Origin of the sequence: Pseudonocardia benzenivorans CB1190 (genome assembly GCF_000196675.2) — a bacterium.
Taxonomy (GTDB): Bacteria; Actinomycetota; Actinomycetes; order Mycobacteriales; family Pseudonocardiaceae; genus Pseudonocardia; species Pseudonocardia benzenivorans.
In genome coordinates this window covers 5,296,953-5,315,832 of the sequence record NC_015312.1, presented here as the reverse complement: position 1 = coordinate 5,315,832, position 18,880 = coordinate 5,296,953, and the positions used below count along the sequence as shown (strand labels likewise).

Below are 18,880 nucleotides of genomic sequence, written 5' to 3'. Positions count from 1 at the left end.
CCGGAGCGGCAGTGTCACGACGTCGGGGCGGTGCGGTCCTGCAGGTACGCCGGCACGGCCGCGACCCGCCTGTGCACGGGCTCCTCGACCAGCCCGAGCTTGGCGAAGATCGCGTTGACGGCGATCACCACGCGCAGCAGCTCAGCCATCGGTACCTCCTTGCAGGCAGCTCCGCGCACACCCGCGTGCCCACACCGGGCACGCCGTCGACCTGCAACCGGCCGCCGACGGCCTCGACCCGGTCGCGCAGGTTGGACAGGCCCCGGCCCGTGGCGTTGCCATCGGCACTGCCGTTGCCATCGGCACTGCCGTTGCCACCGGCACTGCCGTTGCCGCTGCCGTTGCCCGACGTCGTGGTGCCGCACCCGTCGTCGCGCACCGACACCGCGCCTCCGTCCCGACGCCGCCCGCTGCCGCGCCACGTCCTGGGTCTACCGGTTGCTCGTGAGTGGCGATGGTCGCCCGGGCGACCATCGCCACTCACCGCGTCGCAGAACTAGACGGCATGGTCGTCCACGGCGGGAGAGAATGCGGCGACCACGACGACGAGGACGAGCGCGATGACCACCACTCTGGGCGACGAGCTCGCCGCGGCCGTACCCGGCGTCAGCACCCGCGCGCTGGACCGGTTCGGGATGGCGCACGACGCCTCACACTTCCTGCGCACGCCGCAGGCCGTCGCGACGGTGCGCGACGCGGGCGAGGTCACCCGCCTGTTCACCGCGGTCGCGGCGGTGGGGACCCACCTGACGTTCCGCTCGGGCGGCACCAGCCTGTCGGGCCAGGCCGTGACCGACGGCGTCCTCGTCGACACCCGGAAGTTCTTCCGCGGCATCGAGATCCTCGACGACGGGCAGCGCGTGCGGGTCGGGCCGGGCGCGACGGTCCGGCAGGTCAACACCAAGCTGGCCCGCTACGGGCGGGTGCTCGGGCCGGACCCGGCCAGCGAGTCGGCGTGCACGCTGGGCGGGGTCGTCGCCAACAACTCCAGCGGGATGTCGTGTGGGACGACGGCGAACAGCTACGTGCTGGTGGAGTCGGTCGAGGTCGTCCTGCCGTCCGGGACGGTGCTCGACACCGGCGCACCCGATGCCGACGAGCGGCTCCGCGACCGCGAGCCGGACCTGTGGGCGGGGCTGGCCCGGCTGCGCGACCGGGTACGCGGGAACGCCGACTCGCGGCGACGCGTCGAGACGCTGTTCTCGATCAAGAACACGATGGGCTACGGGCTGAACTCGTTCCTCGACCACGAGCGGCCGGTCGACATCCTCACGAGGCTGATGGTCGGCAGCGAGGGCACGCTCGCGTTCGTCGCCTCGGTCGTCATGCGCACGGTGCCGCTGTACCCGCACGCGCGCACCGGGTTGCTGGTCTTCGCCGACCTCGCCGACGCGAACCGGGCGCTGCCCGATCTCGTCGCCACCGCGCCCGCGACGGTCGAGCTCCTCGACGCGACGTCGCTGCGGGTCGGCCAGGGCGACGCCGACGCCGCGCCGGTGCTGCGCGACCTGGTCGTGCGCGACCACGCGGCGCTGCTCGTGGAGTACCGCGCGGGGACCGCGGAGGAGGCCGACGCGCTCGCCGGGGCCGCCGCGCCGGTGCTGGAGCGGCTGCCGGTCGAGGGCCCGCGCACGCTCGCGGGTGACCCTGCCGCCAAGGCCGCGCTGTGGCACCTGCGCAAGGGGCTGTACGCGAAGGTCGCGGGCGCCCGCCCCGCCGGGACGGCCGCGCTGCTCGAGGACATCGCCGTCCCGGTCCCCGAGCTGCTCCCGACGTGCCAGGAGCTCACCCGGCTCTTCGAGAAGCACGCCTACGACCACGCCGTGATCTTCGGCCACGCCAAGGACGGCAACATCCACTTCATGCTCACCGAGCGCCTCGGCGACGGCTCGGGGCGCGACCGGTTCGGCCGCTTCACCGAGGACATGGTGACGCTGGTGCTCGGCCGCGGCGGCACCCTCAAGGCCGAGCACGGCACGGGCCGGATGATGTCGCCGTTCGTCCGCCGCCAGTACGGCGACGAGCTCTACGCCGTGCTGCAGGAGATCAAACGGCTCTTCGACCCGCGTGGCCTGCTCAGCCCGGGTGTCGTGCTCGACGAGGACCCGCAGGCGCACCTGGCCGACCTCAAGTCGGCGCCCGTTGTCGAGGACGAGGTCGAGCGGTGCGTCGAGTGCGGGTTCTGCGAGCCCGTCTGTCCCAGCCGCGACGTCACGACGACGCCGCGGCAGCGGATCGTCCTGCGCCGCGAGACCGAGCGGGCCCGGCTCGCCGGCGACACCGACCTGGTCGCCGAGCTGGAGTCCGGCTACGTCCACGACGGCGTCGACACCTGCGCGGTCGACGGCATGTGCCAGACCGCGTGCCCGGTGCTGATCAACACCGGTGACCTGGTCCGGCGGCTGCGCGCCGAACGCCCGCAGCGCGCGGTCTCCGCGGCGTGGACGGTCGCGGCGCGGCACTGGTCGGCGACGACGGCCGCCGCCGGGGCCGCGCTCGACCTGGCCGGCCGGCTGCCGGCCCGGACCGTGGAGCGGGCGACGGATCTCGCCCGGCGCGTCGGCGACCCCGACACCGTGCCGCGGTGGTCGGCCGATCTGCCCGGGTCGGGTGGCGCGCGGGTGCCGGCCTCCCTTCCCACGGGCGACGCCGACGCCGTCCTCTTCAGCTCCTGCACCGGCACGATGTTCGGCCCCGCCGACCCGGGCGCCACCGAGGCGTTCGCCCGGCTCTGCAAGCGGGCCGGGGTGCGGCTGGTGGTGCCCGACCGGCTCCCGTCACTGTGCTGCGGAACCCCGTGGAAGTCCAAGGGGCACAAGGCCGGGCTCGCCGCGATGGCCGCCAGGGTGCTGCCCGCGCTGTGGACCGCGACCGATCGCGGCAGGCTGCCCGTCGTCACCGACGCGTCGTCGTGCACCGAGGGCCTGCACCAGATGCTCGCCGACGGCCATCCCCGGTACCGGGCGATCCGCGTCGTCGACGCCGTCGCGTTCACCGCCGAGCACCTGCTCGGCGCGCTGACGCCGACCCGCATCCCGACGCTCGCGCTGCACCCGACGTGCTCCGCGCAGCGGATGGGCCTCACCGCCGCGCTGCTCCGCGTCGCCGAGGCCGTCGCCGTCGAGGTGACGGTGCCCGACGCCTGGGGCTGCTGCGGGTTCGCGGGCGACCGCGGCCTGCTGCACCCCGAGCTCACGGCCGCCGCGACCGCCCCGCAGGCCGCCGAGCTGGCCGGCAAGGACTTCGACGCCCACGCCTCCTGCAACCGCACCTGCGAGCTGGGGATGTCGCGCGCGGTGGGGGAGCCCTATGTCCACGTGCTGGAACTGCTGGAGCGGGCGACGCGATGACGGCACCCCGAGCGGCGAGAGGGCACACTCCGTAGGACCTCGGCGGGTCCCGACGTGGGGGCCTGACCGTGCCCCAGCTGCGTGTTCCGGCGCTCGATGCCGTCGAGGAGGAAGTCGACGCCGCGAGCCAGCTGCTCGGCGGCGCTCGGTCCCTCGGCGATGCGCATCCACGCGGCGAGCAGCGGGTACCGCGCGGCGTCGGCGCAGCCCGGCGGCTCAGCGTTGCCTGCGGGCCTGCCGGTCATCGCGGCAGCGGAGCGGAACCGCGTAGCCGGACGATCCGGTGCCCCGCGCGGTGTCGTCGTACCAGGACGTCGGCGAGCGCGAACACCCCCGCCCCGACCAGCACCCATGCGGAGACGACGGCGTAGGTCTCGGAGGCCAGGCCGATCGCCAGGCCGACGATCGTGAGGACGGCGGCCGCGATCCACAGCGGCCGCGTGGCGGCGGTCGGGGTGCCGAGGGTCGAGGTGGACGTGGTGGCCGGGGTCGAGATGCTCATCGCCGCGCTCCGTTCCGGAGGACTGTCGTGCTGACGCCCTCCAGACTCGCCCCGTCGCGACGACGGTGCGGTCGGCCGCCCGGCGGACGTGCCGGACGACGCCGCCGTCCACCGACCGGCTGGTGCCCGCCGTGTCCCGGGACAGCGACCCGATCGACGGCGCGGCGCGACGGCACGGGGGACGGCCGGTGGTGCGGCGGGCTCAGGCCCGGGGCGTCAGGGCGGCGAGCCGCGGGGTCTCGTCGAGCCAGCCGAAGGTCTGCTCGGTCGGCACCGTCGGGCTGTACTCGGCGGCCACCGCGCCGCGATAACCGGCGGCCCACAGCGCGTCGACGACACCGGGCACATCGACCACGCCGGTCCCCGGCTGCGCGCGGCCCGGCGCGTCGGCGACCTGGACGTGCGCGATCACCCCGACGTGGTCGGCGATCACCTGCGGGAGGTCGTCGCCGCTGGTGGTGAGGTGGAAGGTGTCGAAGAGGAAACCGGCCGAGTCGGCACCCGCGGTCTCGCGCACCCGGTCGACGACGGCGACGGCCTCCTGCGCGTTCGTGACGGGGTAGGTGCCGTTGAGCCCCCGTCCGAGGGCCTCGACGAGCACCGTGCCGCCGACCTCGCCCAGACGCCGCGCGGCGGTCGCGAGCTGCGCGACGGCGAGCGCGTCCTGTTCCGAGACCGGCACGTCGGGCCGGCGTCGGCCGAAGAGGCCGTTGAAGACGGGGCAGCCGGTCCGTCGCGCGATCCCCACGACCGCGTCCAGGTTGGCGGCGAACTCCTCGGTGCGCGCCGGGTCGCAGGCGATCCCGCGCTCGCCCGCGGGCAGGTCACCGCCGTAGAGGTTGCACCCGGCGAGCCGGAGCCCCGCGTCGTCGAGCGCGGCGACGAGGGTGTCCACCCCGCCCGGTGGCGGCACGGGGTCCGACCAGGGCCACCACGTCTCGACGGCGGTGAAGCCGGCGGCCGCGGCCCTGGCGAAGCGTTCGAGATAGGGAACCTCGGCGAACAACAGCGAGATGTTGGCGACGAGCGGCAGCCGCTCCTCGGCGTTCACGCGGCGATCCCGGGGCCGACGACGGCGACGCGCACGGTCCTCCTCCTGGTAGGCGCCGGTCGACCCGACCGACTCTCGTGGCGCCGACGATTCCCCGCGACGGTGCCGTCGGTCAATGCCGCCGGACAGGATCAGGGTCTCGCGCCCCGGCGGAGCCGCCGACCGGACCGGCGAGCCGCGGCGTTCAGGTGGCCGAAGCCAGCGCCCTCAGCGACGACTGCCACCATTCGGCGAGACGCTGCTGGAACGGCTGCAACGGGAAGCCGTGCCGGGCGACGTGCTCCTGCGGCACACCGTCCCACCCCAGGTGCTCGACGACGACGCGGGTCCCGTCGTCGACCTCCTCGAACCGCACGTGCACCTCGGTCTCCCTGTCGGCGGGGAACGTCGCCGGTCGCCAGCCGAGCACCAGCCGGCCGGGCGGCTCCCAGACCCGCACCCGCCCGACCTCGAACGGCGGGTCGTCGGGGTAGCACTCGAGCACCCGCCCGCCCGGTCCCGCCTCGATGGCGAGCCTGCCGTCGTCGCGGCCGTTGAGCTGGAACAACGTGTTGGGCCGCCACCAGATCGCGGTCTCTGCGGTGAACGCGGTGAACACGCGGTCGGGAGGGGCCGCGATGCGCAGCGCGACCAGCACCCGTGAGGTCACGACGGCCCCTCGACGTGCGCCTTCAGCGCGGCGAGCTGGTCGGCCCAACCCTGCTCGACGGCGTCGAGCCACGAGCGCAGCTCGGCGGTCGCCCCCGGGCGCAGCGAGTAGACCCGCACTCGGGCGTCGAACGCCGGGCTGGTCTCCTCGACCATTTTGCTGTCGCGCAACACCTTCAGGTGCCGGCTCAGCACCGAGGGACGGAGGTCGAGCGCCGCCGCGAGCTCGCCCGCCCGGTGCGGTCGTCCGCGCAGCAGTTCCACGACCTGGCGACGGTGCGGGTCGGCGAGCGCGCCGAGCGTGCGGTCGACGGGGTCCGGCGACGCGGCAGCGGCGGCCGCCGTCACGTCCAGCTCGGCGCGTCGATCCGCCGGCCGATCACGGTCTCCGCCTCGGCCCGGCTCACGTCGCGGACGTGGGCGGCGAACGTCCACACGTGGCCCTCGGGATCGACCGCGCGGTAGGTGCGGTCGCCGTAGAACTGGTCCTCCGGCTCGGCCACGATCCTCGCCCCGGCGTCGCGGGCGCGGGCGCAGTGCGCGTCGACGTCGCCGGTGAGCAGGACGCTCGCGCTCTGGGTGTTGGCGCCGCCGACACCGGCGGGGCTGCGCGTCCAGTCGGCCCACTCGCCGCCGATGACGATGCGGCCCCGGCCCTGTACCGACATCTCGTAGTGCGACGTCATCGCGTCGTCGCCCTCGATCGCCATGCTCACCTCGAAGCCGAACGCGCGCGCCAACCAGTCGAGCGCGGCCTTCGGGTCGCGGTAGGTGACCGCGAGGGTGACGGTCGGGACGTCCTCGGGAGAGGTCACGGGAAACTCCTTCCTCGTTTCGAGAATAGTTTCCGAATCTGAGAACTATCTGTCAACTCGGACGTGCAGCGCCTCTGTCACGATGGCCGGCCCGGCGCTGCGCCCCGAGCACCGTCGGTTCATGGCGGGCCACGCCGCCAAGGGTGACGTCGTGTTCGCCGGACGCTACGCCGACGAGAGCGGCGGGCGCCGGGTTCCGGAGCGCAGCCTCACCGTCGGCGTGAGGCCGGTTGCCGAGGGTGAGTCCTGTGAGGTGAGGTCGGGGCCTGGCCGAGCGGGTAGTGCACGGAACGGTGGCGCCTCGGGGGCGTAGCGGATCGTCGTGTCGTGGGCCTCGGCGCGCGGCGGTGGCGCGGAGCCGGGGTCGTGCCTGCGACCGGGCCGACGGCCCGGCCGGACGCAGGCCGTCCCGGCCGCCGGTCATCGCGGCGCCGCGCGAGGGCTCCGCGGGACGCGGACGACGGTCTCGCCGAGCCCGACGTCGTGCCCCGCCCGGCACCGGACCTGTACGTCGACCGCCGCGCCGCAGCCGGCATGGGCCAGCTCGACGGGACCGTCCTCGATGTGGGTGTCCCCCCACCGTACGAGGGCGACGAAGACCGCGTGCAGGTCACGGCCCTTGTCGGTCAGCAGGTACTCGTGCCGGGTCCGCTGACCGTCCTCGCGGTAGGGTCGCCGCTCCAGCAGGCCGTCGGCGACCAGCTGCCTGAGCCGGGTCGCGGCGGCGGCCTCGGTGATGCGCGCGCGGCGGGCGAGGTCCTCGAAGCGGCGGGCGCCGTAGTAGGCCTCCCGGAGCAGGAGCATCGCCGAACGCGTGCCGACGAGCTCGAGCGCGCGTTCCATCGAGCACCGGCCGGGCCCGGTCCAGTCGTCGCGGCCGGTCAGTCGGCCCTCCAGCGTCATCACCCCGGCCGACGACGCTTCCGCCGCGTTACCGTCCGTCGCGGCGCCGGCCGTTCCGCTGTCGGGTGTCGAGGCCATCACAGCTCCAGGGTAGGAGTCGCAGCGCCGGACCGGTGACGCCCGGCCACCCTGACTATAGTCCGATATAGTTAGCGGCGTCCGCCGCGCGGCGGGCCACCTCGCAGGACGCATCCGGCCTGCCCATGACCGACCACGGCCCCGGCGCCGTGCGATCCCGCGGAGGAACCCCGATGAGTGCTCCGGCGCCACCTGCGACCCAGGGCCGGCCGGTGCGTCGAGGCGCGACGCTCGCCGCGGCCTGCCTCGGCGTGATGATGACGTTCCTCAACATCACCGCGACGATCTCGTCGCTGGCCTCGATCCAGGCCGACCTGCACATCGGGAACACCGCGTTGGTGTGGATCACGAGCATCTACTCGCTCGCGGTCGCGAGCCTGGTCCTCGCGGCGGGCACCGCGGGCGACATCGTCGGTCGCCGGCTCGTCTTCGTCATCGGCGTCGGACTCATCGGGCTCGGCAGCGTGTTCGCGTACCTCTCCGCGGGCGTCGCCCTGCTGCTCACGGCGCAGGTCGTGATCGGCATCGGTGGCGCGATGGTGCTGCCCAACAGCCTCGCGATCGTCAGCCACACGTTCCACGAGCCGCACCTGCGCACCGAGGCGATCAGCATCTGGGCGGGATGCTCGGGTGTCGGTCTCGCCATCGGCCCGGTCGTGGCCGGCGCCCTGCTGGGCCACTGGTCCTGGCACGTCGTCTACGTCGTGAACGTCGTCGTGTCGGTGCTGGTCGTCGCCTTCGCGCTCCTCGTCGTCCAGGAGAGCAGGCACCCGGACAAGCGGCTCGACCCGCTGGGTGTGCTGCTGGCGACGATCGCGGTCGCCGCGCTGACCTTCGGCATCATCGAGGGCGCCTCGATCGGCTACCTCAGCGGCCGGATCCTCGGCGTCTTCGCCCTGTTCGTGGTGGCGCTGGCGGTGTTCGTGATCGTCGAGCTCCGCCACCCCGACCCGATGGTCAACCTCCGGTTGTTCCGCAGCCCGTCGTTCAGCACGGTCATGGTCGTCGCCGTCGTGTTCATGTTCGGGTTCACCGGTTGCGCGCTGCTCATGGTGCTCTATCTCGAGCGCGTCGCACGGCTGTCCCCGATCGACGTCGGCCTCGCCCTGCTGCCGATGTTCGGCGTCTACGTCGTCGTCAGCGCGATCGCCGCGCGGATCGTCCGCAGGCTCGGGACCACGTTGGTGATGACCGTCGGGCTCGTCGTCTCCGCCGGTGGCGCCTTCCTGCTCCTCGCCGCGGGCACCGACTATGCCTACGCGCACGTCTGGCCGGGCTTCGCGATCTTCGGCTTCGGCATGGGTCTCGTCGCGGCCCCGACCACCGCGGCGGCCGTCGTCAGCGTGCCGCCGCAGCAGGCGGGCATGGCCAGCGGCACGGTCAACATGTTCCGCCAACTGGGCAACGTCCTGGGTGCGAGCATCCTCGGCACGATCCTGACCAGCCGGTTCACCAGCGAGCTGCCCGGCGAGCTGGCGGGCAACGGCGTCCCGGCTCCCGTGGCGGCCCAGGTCGCGGCCGCGGCCTCCTCGGGCGGTGCTCCGTCGTCGGCGCTGCCGGTATCGCTCGCGGCGCGCGTCGCCGAGTCCGTCGGGTCGGCGTTCACCACCGGCTTCCACACCGGCGCGATCGTCGCGGGGGTCGTCCTGCTCGTCGTGGCCGTTCCGACCGCTCTGCTCGTTCGTCAACGCGCGGCCGTCGCGGCACCCGCACCGCCGGCCTCGGCTCCCACGGTGCTCGACGCCGTCGCCGCTGGCGAGTCGGCCGCCGCCACCGGCGAGTCGGCCGTCGCCGTCAGCGCGGTCGCCGTCGGTGCCGGTCCCGCGGTCGTCGGCACCGTCCGCGGCGCGGACGGCACGCCACTCGCCGCCGCCGTCACGCTGACCGGGCCATCGGGGGAGCAGATCGGGCGCCTGAGCACCGGTCCGGACGGCACCTACCGCATCCCGGTCGGTGCCGGCGGCCGCTATCTGCTCGTCGCGAGCAGCCCGGGGCGCCGTCCGCACGCCGAGACGGTCGTCGTCGGCGACGGGCCCGTGTGCCACGACGTCACGCTCGTCGGGAGCTTCGCCGTGCGCGGCAGGCTGGCGGACGAGAGCGGTCGGCCCGTCGAACGGGCGACGGTCTCGCTCATCGACGCGGTCGGTGACGTCGCCGCGGTCACCACCTCGGCGCCGGACGGCACGTTCCTCGTCGACGCCGTCGCCGACGGCCGCTACACGCTCACCGCCCATCATCCCGGTTGCGTGCCCGTGGCAGCGGGCATCGAGGTCGGCCACGACGTCGTCGACGCCCCCGGCCACGAGATCGCAATGGTCCGACGGGCGCGCCTGATCGGCTCCGTCGTCGTGGCGGGCAGTGGCCGCGGGGTGGCCGGCGCGACCGCGACGCTCACCGACGAGCAGGACCGGGTCGTGGCGACCGCCGTGAGCGACGAGCACGGACGGTTCGCGTTCGACGACGTCGCGAGCGGCACCTACACGCTCAGCACCCGCGGGTACGACCCGGTCGTCCAGCAGGTGCGGGTCGAGCCCGGGCGGACCGGGTCGACGCACGTCGAGTTCCCCGCACCCGACGGCAGGGCCGTCCCGCTCGACGTGGTGCCCGCCGAGGGCGGGCGTCCGGTCGTTCACTGACCGCGGCGGGAATCCGAGCGGCGCGCAGCGCGCCGACCCGGAACGGCCGACCGTCTATGTAGGCCGACATAGTAATTTGGGGAACGGGCACGCTCGGGCCGTCACGCGCCGCCCGCGGCCCGCTCGGACGCGCCGTCCCCGCCGGCCCCCGCCGCCTCGTCCCGCAGCCGGTCCGCCTCGGCGGCGAGCACGTCGCGCAACGTCTCGAACGACGTGGTCGACCGCAGGCTGCGGCTGATGATCAGGGCGCCCTCGAGGGCGGCGTAGGCCGCGGCGGCGAGCGGGTGGGCGGCCTCGGCGGGCACGCCCTTCTCCGTCAGGCGGGCCGCGAGGATGACGACCGAGTCCTGGAACGACCGGCGGGTCGCCTCCGAGAGCGTCGAGGTCTGCGGCACCTCGAGCACGATCGGCGCGACCGCGCAGCCCTGGCGGTAGCCGCTGGCCACGAGCCGTTCGAGGGAGGCGTCGAGGAACCCGCGGATGATCTCCCCCGGGGTGTCCACGCGCAGGGCGACCCGGTTGATCAGGGCCGTCGTCTCGGCGCTGTGGGTCAGCACCACCTCGGTGCCCAGCTCCTCCTTGCCGCCGGGGAAGTGGAAGTAGACCGAGCCGCGCGGCGCGGCGCTCGCCGCCAGCACGTCGGACATCGCGGTCCCGAGGTAACCGCGCTCGCGGAACAGGCCGCGCGCAGCGGTCACCATGCGGGCCTTGCTGTCGGTGCGGCGAGGCATGCCGACACGGTACATCCGCGGCCGATCGTTGTCCCCGAGCTGCCGTTGACACTATGCCGTGCGGCATATAACGTCCGCCGCCGCAGTCCGAGCAGAGGAGGGCACCGTGGCCCAGGCAGCCCCGCAGGTGACCGACGTCGCCGTCGATCCGGAGCCGGGGGGCGGCGACGTCGCCCGTCCCGCCGAGCGACCTGAGGAGGCGCACGTCGCGCGCGAGATGCACGGAGCGCTGGCCGTGCTCACGATGCAGAGCAGGCCGCACAACTTCCTGGGGACCGACCTCATCGCCGGCGTCCTGTCCGCTGTGGACCGTTCCGTCGCCGACGGCGCCCGCGCGATCGTCCTCCGCAGCGGCCTGCGCAACTTCTGCGCCGGTGCCGACGTCGGGATCTTCGAGAGCGCCGACCGCGGCGAGGCCCCGGACGTCGACCTGGTCGACGTCCTGCGGGTCTTCGACGAGCTCCCGGTCCCGATCGTCGCGGCCGTGCACGGCGTGTGCGTCGGCGGCGGCTTCGAGCTGGCGCTCGCGTGCGACCTGATCGTCGCCGCCCAGTCGGCGAAGATCGGCTGCGTTGAGGCGACGATCGGGATGAACCCGCTGATGGGCGCCATGCAGCGGATCACCGACCGGGCGGGTTCGGCGCGCGCGAAGGAGATGGCGCTGCTGGCCCGCCGCTACGACCCGGCGACGTTGGAGCGCTGGAACGTCATCAACCGGGTCGTGCCCGACGACAGCCTCGAGGGGGTCGCGCTGACGCTCGGTCAGGAGCTCGCGCTCGGCCCGACCGTCGCGCACGCCTCGACGAAGGCGGTCATCTCCTACGCGGCGGGCCACGGCCCCCGCGCGACCGACGCCGTGATGGCCGAGCTGCAGAAGGACATCTGGACGTCGAACGACCTCAAGGTCGGCCTGCGGTCGCTCGCCCAGAACGGGCCCGGCGCCGCCCGCTTCGAGGGTCGGTAGGCCGACGATGCCCCTTCCCCTCAGCGGTCTGCGCGTCGTCGACTTCTCCCGGGTGCTCGCCGGCCCGCACTGCGGCAAGCACCTCCTCGACCTCGGCGCCGAGGTGATCAAGGTCGAGCCGCCCGGTGGTGACCTGTCGCGCAGGGCGTTCCCGGTCCAGGGCGCGGTCACCGGCTACTACGCGCAGCAGAACTCGGGCAAGCGCAACATCAGCGTCGACCTCAACGTGCCGGAGACGCGCGAGGTCGTGACGGCATTGTGTGCGACGGCCGACGTCGTCATCGAGAACTTCCGGCCCGGGGCGCTCGGCTCCTTCGGGCTCGACTACGCCTCCGTCGCGGCGGTCAAGCCCGACATCGTCTACGTCTCGATCAGCGGCTACGGCCAGCGCGGCAACTGGGCCGGCCGGATGGCCTACGCGCCGACCGTCCAGGCCGAGGTCGGCTTCACCCGCAACACGTTGCGGCACTTCGACGCCGAAGGTCCACGGCGACGGACCGACGCCCTCTCGCACGCCGACGTCTACTCCGGGCTGCACGCCACGATCGCCGTGCTCGCGGCCCTGCAGCACCGCGCGGCGACCGGCGAGGGCCAGTACGTCGACGTCGCGATGGCGGCGGTGATGACGTCGATCAACGAGCGCGTGCACGTCGATCTCGCCGACCACGACCTGGGCTCGGAGCGGCCGGTGCTGGGCGCCACCGACGCGCCGTTCTTCACCAGTCCCGAGGGCGATCCGTTCGTGGTCCCGATGAGCCTGGTCGGCTCGCTGACGTTCCAGTTCTACTGCAACGCGATGCGCCGCCCCGACCTGCTCGACGACCCGCGCTTCCTGACCCCGCAGCTGCGCGAGGCCAACTTCGCCGCCCTGCACGCGATCGTCCAGACCTGGATCCACACGTTCGACACCATGGGCGCGCTCGACGCCCAGTTCGACGAGGCCAAGATCGCGACCGGGATCGTCCGCGGCATCGACGAGTTCGCCGCGTCCGAGTGGGCCGAGCAGTGGGGTGTCACCCGCACGGTGTCCGACCGCGCCGCGGGCACGATCACGATCCCGGGCATGCCGTGGCACTTCAGCCGGCACGAGGAGCCTCTCGACGACCAGGTGCCCGCCCTACAGGGCGAGCACAACGTCGAGGTGCTCACCGAGCTCGGGTACGACGCCCAGCAGATCGAGTCCCTCTACAAGGTCGGCGGGCTCGTCGAACCGGCCAGGGAGGGAGTGTGACGCGCTGGGTGACCTACTCGTCCGGACCCGGCGCCCCGCTGCGCGCCGGCGTCCTGCACGAGGGCCGGGTCCACGGCCGGGCGGGGACCGAGACGCTGCTCGACCTCGTCGGCACGGACCTCACCGCTGAGGGGCGCGACGTCCTCGCCGCGCCGGCCGAGGTCCTCGACGAGGCCGCGGTCGTGCTGCACGCACCGATCCCGGTCCCGCCGTCGATCCGTGACTTCATGGCGTTCGAGAACCACGCCGTGACCTCGCTCGAAGCGGTCGGGTCGAGCCTGGCCCCCGCCTGGTACGACGCCCCGGCCTTCTACTTCACCAACCCGCGGGCGGTGGTCGGGACCGGCACGCCCGTCGCGGTCCCGCCGGGCAGCGCGGCGTTCGACTACGAGCTCGAGGTCGCCGTCGTCATCGGGCGGGAGGGCTCGGACATCCCGGTCGAGCAGGCGTGGAGCCACGTCGCCGGGGTGACGATCCTGTGCGACTGGAGCGCGCGCGACCTGCAGGCGCACGAGATGGCGGTGGGACTGGGCCCGGCCAAGGGCAAGGACTCGGCGACGACGCTGGGGCCCTGGCTCGTCACGCCCGACGAGCTGGAGCCGTACCGGCGCGGCCACGGGTTCGACCGGGCCATGCGGGCGAGCGTCAACGGTGTCGGGTATAGCGCCGGGACGCTGGCCGACCTGTACTGGTCGTTCGAGGAGATGATCGCCTACGCCTCGCGCGGCACCCGGCTCGTCCCGGGTGACGTGCTGGGGTCGGGCACCGTCGGCACCGGCTGCATCCTCGAGCTCTCCCGGGTGCACGGCGGCGACCGCTACCCCTGGCTCGTCCCGGGCGACGAGGTCGAGCTGTCCGTCGAGGGACTGGGCTCGATCCAGCACGTCGTGCGGGCGGGGGCGTCGGTGCCGCCGCTGCGGCAACGGCCTGCGTGAGGCCTGCGTGAGGCCTCCGTGCCGCCCGCGACCGACGCGCCGTGCCGGTCGCGGGGCCGGCGGGATCAGCCGTGCGCCATGCCGGTCGCGAGCCGGCGGGATCAGCCGTGCAGGGCGGCCCGCAGGGTCCGGACCGCCTGGTCGATCGCGGCCTGCGCGGCACCGGAGTCGCGCAGCGCGTCGACCATCATGAAGTCGTGCACCATCCCGAGGTAGCGAATGGCGGTGACCGGGACGCCCGCGGCGCGCAGCTTGTTCGCGTACGCCTCGCCCTCGTCGCGCAGCACGTCGGCCTCGTCGGTGAGCACCAGCGCGGGCGGCAGGCCGGCCAGCTGCTCGGTCGTCGCCCGCAGCGGTGACGCGGTGATCTGCGCACGCTCGGCCGGGTCGGTCGTGTACTGGTCCCAGAACCAGCGCATGCCCTCGCGGTGCAGGAAGTAACCGGTGTCGTACCGCTCGTAGGAGCCGGTGTCGAAGTTCGCGTCGGTGACCGGGTAGAAGAGCAGCTGGGCGGCGAACCGGACGTCGCCGCGCTCCTTGGCCAGCAACGTCAGCGCGGCGGTCATGTTGCCGCCCACCGAGTCTCCGGCCACGGCGAGCCGGGTGCCGTCGAGCCCGTGCGCCGCGCCGTCGGTGCCGATCCACTGCGCCGCGCGGTAACCCTGTTCGATCGCGACGGGGTAGCGCGCCTCCGGCGAGGGCGTGTACTCGACGAACACCACCGCGACCCCGGCGCCGACCGCGAGCTCGCGGACGAGCCGGTCGTGGGTGTGCGCGTTGCCGAAGACCCAGCCGCCCCCATGCATGTAGAGCAGGGTCGGCAGCGCGCCCGTCGATCCCTGCGGTCGGACGATCCGCACGTCCACCGGACCGGTCGGGCCACCGTCGACGGACACCCACTCCTCGTCGACCGGGGGCTTGGGGGTGTCGCCGGACTGGACGTCGTCGACCGCCTTGCGGCCGTCGGCCGGGTCGAGCTGGTAGAGGAACGGCGGCGTCGCCGTGGCGTCCACGAACGCCTGTGCGGCGGGCTCCAGTACCGGGTTCTCGCTCATCGTCTGCTCCGATCGCTCGATGTGTCCGCGACGTCGGCCGCGGCCTCACAGCGAGAAAGCTATTGCCCAACTAACTTGTGCACAAGTTAATGTGGCGCGTGCTACTGTGGGACACGTGAGTGACGAGTCCCTGCTCCTCGACGACCAGTTGTGCTTCGCGATCTACGCGGCCTCGCGTGCGGTGACGGCCACCTACCGGCCGCTGCTCGAGGAGCTGGGGCTGACCTATCCGCAGTACCTCGTGATGCTGCTGTTGTGGGACAGGGGCCGCTGCTCGGTCAAGGAGGTCGGCGCTGCTCTCGAGCTCGACTACGGCACCGTCACGCCGCTGCTCAAGCGGCTCGCGGCGCTGGGGCTGGTCGAGCGCCACCGCCGCACCGACGACGAACGCGGTGTCGACGTCGTACTCACCGCCGAGGGGGAGGCGCTGCGGTCCCGGGCCGCCGCGGTCCCGACGCAGATGGGTACGGCCTTCGGCCTGTCCGCGGCCGAGCGCGAGGACCTGCGGAAGCGGCTGCGGACGTTGACCCGGTCGGTGCACGCGTTCACCGCCGAGCGTGTGAGCCCCGCCACCGGATGACCCGGGCCGGGTGCATCCGCGCTGGCTCGGGGCGTACCGGTGTCGTCCCGCATGGTGGGAGCAGATGTCCGGATTGACACCGGTGGGGATCGGGTTCGTACTGTCGGACGACGACGGGCGACCGTCGGAACCATCCAGAGCGGCCGAGAGACCTGGCTCGACGACGCCGCAGCAACCCCCCGTGACCGGGCGAGGGTGCTCATGCCGGGAACGATGGAGGCGGTCGTGAGCACCTACCGGGGGGCCTACCGGCTCCACGTCGACCTGCTGCGGGTGACGAGCGCGAGCTGTCGGGGCTGACCGGCTCGTCCGCCCTGCCCACGTCCCGGGCTCGTCCGCTCCCCGCCGGTCCCGCCGCGCCGGGCACGCTCCACCCGGGCTCGCCCGAAGGACCCGACATCGATGCACCCGACCGCCCTGATCCGGCCACCGCGCGCCCCTCGGACCGCGACGGAGGTGCGCGCGTGAACGGGTCCACCGACCCGCTGCTGCGGGTCCGGGATCTCGAGGTCTCCTACCGGGCGGCCGGCGCCTCGCTGCCCGCACTCCGCGGGGTGTCGCTCGACGTGGCGCCGGGCGAGGTGCTCGCGCTGGTCGGGGAGTCGGGGTCGGGCAAGTCGACGCTGGCCCACGCCGTCGTCGGCCTGCTGCACGCCAACGCCACGGTCGGTGCCGGCAGCGTGCGGCTCGCGGGCGAGGAGGTGCTGGGCCGCTCGGAGAAGGCGATGCGCACGGTCCGGGGCCGGGTCGCCGGGCTCGTCCCGCAGGACCCGACGGTGTCGCTCAACCCGGTGCGCCGCATCGGGCCGCAGGTCGCCGAGGCGCTGCGGGTGCACGGCCTGGCCACGCGGCGCAGCGCCCCGGTGGCGGCCGAGGAGCTGCTCGCCAGGGCCGGCCTGCCGGACCCCGGCGTGCGGGCCCGGCAGTACCCGCACGAGCTGTCGGGCGGCATGCGCCAGCGGGTGCTGATCGCCATCGCGATCGCCGCGGGCCCCGCGCTGCTCATCGCCGACGAGCCCACGAGCGCGCTCGACGCCACCGTCCAGCGGCGCATCCTCGACCACCTCGAGGAGCTGACGCGCGAGTCCGGCACCGCGGTCCTGCTCGTCACCCACGACCTGGGTGTCGCGGCCGACCGGGCCGACCGGATCGCGGTCATGTCCGGTGGGCGGCTCGTCGAGCGGGGGCCGACCGAGCAGATCCTCGCCGGGCCGACCGACCCCTACACGCGCAGGCTGCTCGCCGCGGCACCCGGCCTCGCGAGCGCGACCGCCGCGGCCCGCGCGCCGGCCCGGCCCGTGGTCGCGACCCCTGCGGTGTCGGGGGCGCCCGACGAGACACCGCTGCTCGTGGTCCGCGACCTGGTCAAGGACTTCCCGCTGCCGCGCTCGGCCGGCCGCCGGGCGGTGCACCGCGCTGTCGACGGGGTGAGCTTCGAGATCCGTCGCGGCGAGACCCTCGGGCTGGTCGGAGAGTCCGGATCGGGGAAGTCGACCACCGCGCGGCTCGTGCTCCGGCTGGCCGATCCGACCTCGGGCACCGTCGAGTTCGACGGCACCGACGTCACCACGGTCCGCGGTGCCGCGTGGCGGGAGCTGCGGCGCCGGGCGCAGCTGGTGTACCAGAACCCGTACGCGTCGCTGGACCCGCGCTTCACGATCGCCGACGTGGTCGAGGAGCCGCTGCGCGCCTTCAGGGTCGGCACGCCGGCCGAGCGCCGCGAGCGCGTCGCGGAGCTGGTGGACCGGGTCGCGCTCCCGGCGTCGGTGCTGGCGCGCCGGCCCGTCGAGCTCTCCGGCGGGCAGCGGCAGCGGGTCGCGATCGCGCGGGCGCTCGCGCTGCGTCCCGACCTCGTCGTCTGCGACGAGCCGGTCTCCGCGCTCGACGTCTCCGTCCAGGCGCAGGTGCTCGACCTGCTGGCCGAGCTGCAGGCCGGGCAGGGCCTCGCGTACCTGTTCATCTCCCACGACCTCGCCGTCGTGCGCCGGATCGCCCACCGCGTCGGCGTGATGCGCGACGGGGCGCTGCTCGAGCTCGCCTCCACCGAGGAGCTCTTCGCCTCGCCGCGCGAGGACTACACCCGTGAGCTGCTGGCGGCCGTCGCCGGCAGCCGTTCGCGAAAGGTCCACGCAGCCTCATGAGCGCGCCGTCGTCCTCCGGGCCGTCGTCCTCCGGGCCGTCCTCCTGCGGGCCGGTCCCGCTGTCGGTGCTCGACCTCTCCCCGGTCCCGGCCGGAGGCACCGCCGCCGACGCGCTGCGGCACACCGTCGAGCTGGCGCAGGCCGCCGAGCGCGCCGGGTACCTGCGCTACTGGGTCGCCGAGCACCACCTCGCCACGGGCGTCGCGTCGTCGTCGACCCCCGTACTGGTCGCCCTGCTCGCCGCCGCGACGCGCACGATCCGCGTCGGCTCGGGGGCGGTGCAGCTGCCGCACACGGCCCCGTTGCAGGTCGCGGAACAGTTCGGGACCGTCGCGGCCCTGCACCCGGGGCGCGTCGACATCGGGCTCGGCCGGTTCGACCTGCAGAAGATCCTCGCGATGCTCGCCGCCGGTCGCACCGGGGCCGCGCCGACGCGGGAGCCGGCACCCGAGCGCGTCGTCGACGGCCTGCTCGTCCCGCAGCCGGGCAGGTACCTCGCCGACCTGACGGCGTTCGTGACGCTCGCCGAGCTGCTCGGCATCAGCACGGACTCGCCGCCGCAGGACTACCGGCGCGAGGTGGCCGCGATCCTGTCCTACCTGGACGGCACCGCGCGCGACGCGACCGGGACGCCGCTGCACGTGCTGCCGGCGGAGGGGGTCGACGTCGACGTCTGGGTCCTCGGGTCGAGCCCGGGCGCCAGCGCGGAGGCGGCCGGAGCCCTCGGCCTGCCGTTCGCGGCGAGCTACCACATCGTGCCGCACACCGCGATCGAGACGGTCGAGGCCTACCGCGCCGCGTTCCGGCCGTCGGACCGGCTCGACCGCCCGCACGTCATGGTGTCGGCCGACGTCGTCGTCGCCGAGACCGACGACCGGGCCCGCGAGCTCGCCGCCCCCTACGGCGAGTGGGTGCTCGGCATCCGCACCGGGCGCGGCGCCCGGCCCTACCGGACGCCAGCCGAGGCGTTGGCCCGGGAGTGGACGGCCGAGGAGCGCGCGGCCGTCGCCGACCGTGTGCGCACCCAGTTCGTGGGCTCGGCCGCGCGGGTCGCCGACGGCCTGCAGACCCTGGTCCGCGCCACCGGGGCCGACGAGCTGCTCGTCACGACGATCACCACCGACCACGCCGACCGGGTCGCGAGCCACGAGCTGCTCGCGCCGAGTGGGCGCGTCGCTCCGCCGCCTCGGCAGCGGCCGGGGCGCTGCGGTGACCCGCCGGCCGGGAAGCTTCGCGGCCCGCCGCGAGTTCTCTGAGAAC

At 74.2% G+C, this 18,880-nt stretch carries 18 protein-coding genes and 1 riboswitch; of the genes, 8 read left to right on the top strand and 10 right to left on the bottom strand.

What is annotated here, in order from left to right; translation table 11 throughout:
* Nucleotides 1-14 precede the first annotated feature (14 nt).
* Nucleotides 15-149 carry a hypothetical protein gene (locus PSED_RS35385; RefSeq protein ID WP_013677000.1) on the bottom strand — a complete coding sequence of 45 codons (135 nt, stop codon included), beginning with the start codon at nt 147-149 and terminating at the stop codon, nt 15-17.
* Nucleotides 125-484 (bottom strand): ATP-binding protein, encoded by a 360-nt coding sequence (locus PSED_RS24890; RefSeq protein WP_083845282.1) that lies wholly within the window; start codon nt 482-484, stop codon nt 125-127. The genes PSED_RS35385 and PSED_RS24890 overlap by 25 nt, the downstream gene beginning before the upstream one ends.
* A gap of 76 nt (nt 485-560) precedes the next feature.
* Between PSED_RS24890 and PSED_RS24885 the strand changes: the two genes are divergently transcribed.
* Nucleotides 561-3,350 (top strand): FAD-binding and (Fe-S)-binding domain-containing protein, encoded by a 2,790-nt coding sequence (locus PSED_RS24885; RefSeq protein WP_013676999.1) that lies wholly within the window; start codon nt 561-563, stop codon nt 3,348-3,350.
* A gap of 241 nt (nt 3,351-3,591) precedes the next feature.
* Here PSED_RS24885 and PSED_RS24880 read toward each other — a convergent pair whose 3' ends face one another.
* The 6 genes from PSED_RS24880 to PSED_RS24855 all read right to left on the bottom strand — a co-directional run bounded on the left by PSED_RS24880 (nt 3,592) and on the right by PSED_RS24855 (nt 7,347).
* Nucleotides 3,592-3,852, bottom strand: coding sequence for a hypothetical protein (locus tag PSED_RS24880; RefSeq protein ID WP_013676997.1), 261 nt, complete (start codon nt 3,850-3,852; stop codon nt 3,592-3,594).
* Between the two features lie 202 nt (nt 3,853-4,054).
* Entirely contained in the window at nt 4,055-4,903 is an 849-nt protein-coding gene (locus PSED_RS24875) for a hydroxypyruvate isomerase family protein (protein WP_013676996.1), read from the bottom strand.
* Nucleotides 4,904-5,087: 184 nt separating this feature from the next.
* The gene (locus PSED_RS24870; protein ID WP_013676995.1) at nt 5,088-5,552 is read right to left on the bottom strand and encodes an SRPBCC domain-containing protein; all 465 of its coding nucleotides are present in this window, start codon (nt 5,550-5,552) and stop codon (nt 5,088-5,090) included.
* Nucleotides 5,549-5,899, bottom strand: a complete 351-nt coding sequence (locus tag PSED_RS24865; RefSeq protein WP_013676994.1) for an ArsR/SmtB family transcription factor — start codon at nt 5,897-5,899, stop codon at nt 5,549-5,551. The genes PSED_RS24870 and PSED_RS24865 overlap by 4 nt, the downstream gene beginning before the upstream one ends.
* A complete protein-coding gene (locus PSED_RS24860; protein ID WP_013676993.1) occupies nt 5,896-6,366 on the bottom strand; it encodes a VOC family protein in 471 nt (156 codons plus the stop codon). Before PSED_RS24860 ends, PSED_RS24865 begins: the two co-directional genes overlap by 4 nt.
* A 420-nt stretch (nt 6,367-6,786) precedes the next feature.
* Nucleotides 6,787-7,347 (bottom strand): winged helix-turn-helix transcriptional regulator, encoded by a 561-nt coding sequence (locus PSED_RS24855; protein WP_013676992.1) that lies wholly within the window; start codon nt 7,345-7,347, stop codon nt 6,787-6,789.
* 173 nt (nt 7,348-7,520) lie between these two features.
* Between PSED_RS24855 and PSED_RS24850 the strand changes: the two genes are divergently transcribed.
* Entirely contained in the window at nt 7,521-9,983 is a 2,463-nt protein-coding gene (locus tag PSED_RS24850; protein WP_013676991.1) for an MFS transporter, read from the top strand.
* Nucleotides 9,984-10,084: 101 nt separating this feature from the next.
* On the opposite strand, the gene PSED_RS24845 is transcribed toward PSED_RS24850, so the two are convergent.
* A complete protein-coding gene (locus PSED_RS24845) occupies nt 10,085-10,714 on the bottom strand; it encodes a TetR/AcrR family transcriptional regulator (RefSeq protein ID WP_083845482.1) in 630 nt (209 codons plus the stop codon).
* A 106-nt stretch (nt 10,715-10,820) separates the two neighbouring features.
* Between PSED_RS24845 and PSED_RS24840 the strand changes: the two genes are divergently transcribed.
* The 3 genes from PSED_RS24840 to PSED_RS24830 are packed head-to-tail and all read left to right on the top strand — an operon-like array spanning nt 10,821 to nt 13,844.
* Entirely contained in the window at nt 10,821-11,678 is an 858-nt protein-coding gene (locus PSED_RS24840; protein WP_013676989.1) for an enoyl-CoA hydratase/isomerase family protein, read from the top strand.
* 7 nt (nt 11,679-11,685) lie between these two features.
* Complete coding sequence (locus tag PSED_RS24835) at nt 11,686-12,909, top strand: CaiB/BaiF CoA transferase family protein (protein WP_013676988.1); 1,224 nt, start codon at nt 11,686-11,688, stop codon at nt 12,907-12,909.
* The gene (locus PSED_RS24830) at nt 12,906-13,844 is read left to right on the top strand and encodes a fumarylacetoacetate hydrolase family protein (RefSeq protein ID WP_013676987.1); all 939 of its coding nucleotides are present in this window, start codon (nt 12,906-12,908) and stop codon (nt 13,842-13,844) included. Before PSED_RS24835 ends, PSED_RS24830 begins: the two co-directional genes overlap by 4 nt.
* Nucleotides 13,845-13,945: 101 nt before the next feature.
* On the opposite strand, the gene PSED_RS24825 is transcribed toward PSED_RS24830, so the two are convergent.
* Complete coding sequence (locus PSED_RS24825; RefSeq protein WP_013676986.1) at nt 13,946-14,899, bottom strand: alpha/beta hydrolase; 954 nt, start codon at nt 14,897-14,899, stop codon at nt 13,946-13,948.
* A 115-nt stretch (nt 14,900-15,014) separates the two neighbouring features.
* Here PSED_RS24825 and PSED_RS24820 point away from each other — a divergent pair, with 115 nt between their 5' ends.
* From PSED_RS24820 to PSED_RS24810, 3 genes are all read left to right on the top strand, one after another.
* Nucleotides 15,015-15,479 (top strand): MarR family winged helix-turn-helix transcriptional regulator, encoded by a 465-nt coding sequence (locus PSED_RS24820; protein WP_013676985.1) that lies wholly within the window; start codon nt 15,015-15,017, stop codon nt 15,477-15,479.
* A gap of 127 nt (nt 15,480-15,606) precedes the next feature.
* A riboswitch (SAM riboswitch) is annotated at nt 15,607-15,699 on the top strand.
* 244 nt (nt 15,700-15,943) lie between these two features.
* A complete protein-coding gene (locus tag PSED_RS24815) occupies nt 15,944-17,620 on the top strand; it encodes a dipeptide ABC transporter ATP-binding protein (protein ID WP_013676983.1) in 1,677 nt (558 codons plus the stop codon).
* A complete protein-coding gene (locus PSED_RS24810) occupies nt 17,617-18,876 on the top strand; it encodes an LLM class flavin-dependent oxidoreductase (RefSeq protein WP_013676982.1) in 1,260 nt (419 codons plus the stop codon). Before PSED_RS24815 ends, PSED_RS24810 begins: the two co-directional genes overlap by 4 nt.
* Nucleotides 18,877-18,880: the final 4 nt, after the last annotated feature.

What these genes read in the sequence shown, in the direction of transcription:
- PSED_RS24845 (WP_083845482.1), bottom strand. Translation starts at nt 10,714, where the DNA reads ATGCCTCGCCGCACCGACAGCAAGGCCCGCATGGTGACCGCTGCGCGC.
- PSED_RS24835 (WP_013676988.1), top strand. Translation starts at nt 11,686, where the DNA reads ATGCCCCTTCCCCTCAGCGGTCTGCGCGTCGTCGACTTCTCCCGGGTG.
- PSED_RS24855 (WP_013676992.1), bottom strand. Translation starts at nt 7,347, where the DNA reads ATGGCCTCGACACCCGACAGCGGAACGGCCGGCGCCGCGACGGACGGT.
- PSED_RS24880 (WP_013676997.1), bottom strand. Translation starts at nt 3,852, where the DNA reads ATGAGCATCTCGACCCCGGCCACCACGTCCACCTCGACCCTCGGCACC.
- PSED_RS24825 (WP_013676986.1), bottom strand. Translation starts at nt 14,899, where the DNA reads ATGAGCGAGAACCCGGTACTGGAGCCCGCCGCACAGGCGTTCGTGGAC.
- PSED_RS35385 (WP_013677000.1), bottom strand. Translation starts at nt 149, where the DNA reads ATGGCTGAGCTGCTGCGCGTGGTGATCGCCGTCAACGCGATCTTCGCC.
- PSED_RS24810 (WP_013676982.1), top strand. Translation starts at nt 17,617, where the DNA reads ATGAGCGCGCCGTCGTCCTCCGGGCCGTCGTCCTCCGGGCCGTCCTCC.
- PSED_RS24885 (WP_013676999.1), top strand. Translation starts at nt 561, where the DNA reads ATGACCACCACTCTGGGCGACGAGCTCGCCGCGGCCGTACCCGGCGTC.
- PSED_RS24850 (WP_013676991.1), top strand. Translation starts at nt 7,521, where the DNA reads ATGAGTGCTCCGGCGCCACCTGCGACCCAGGGCCGGCCGGTGCGTCGA.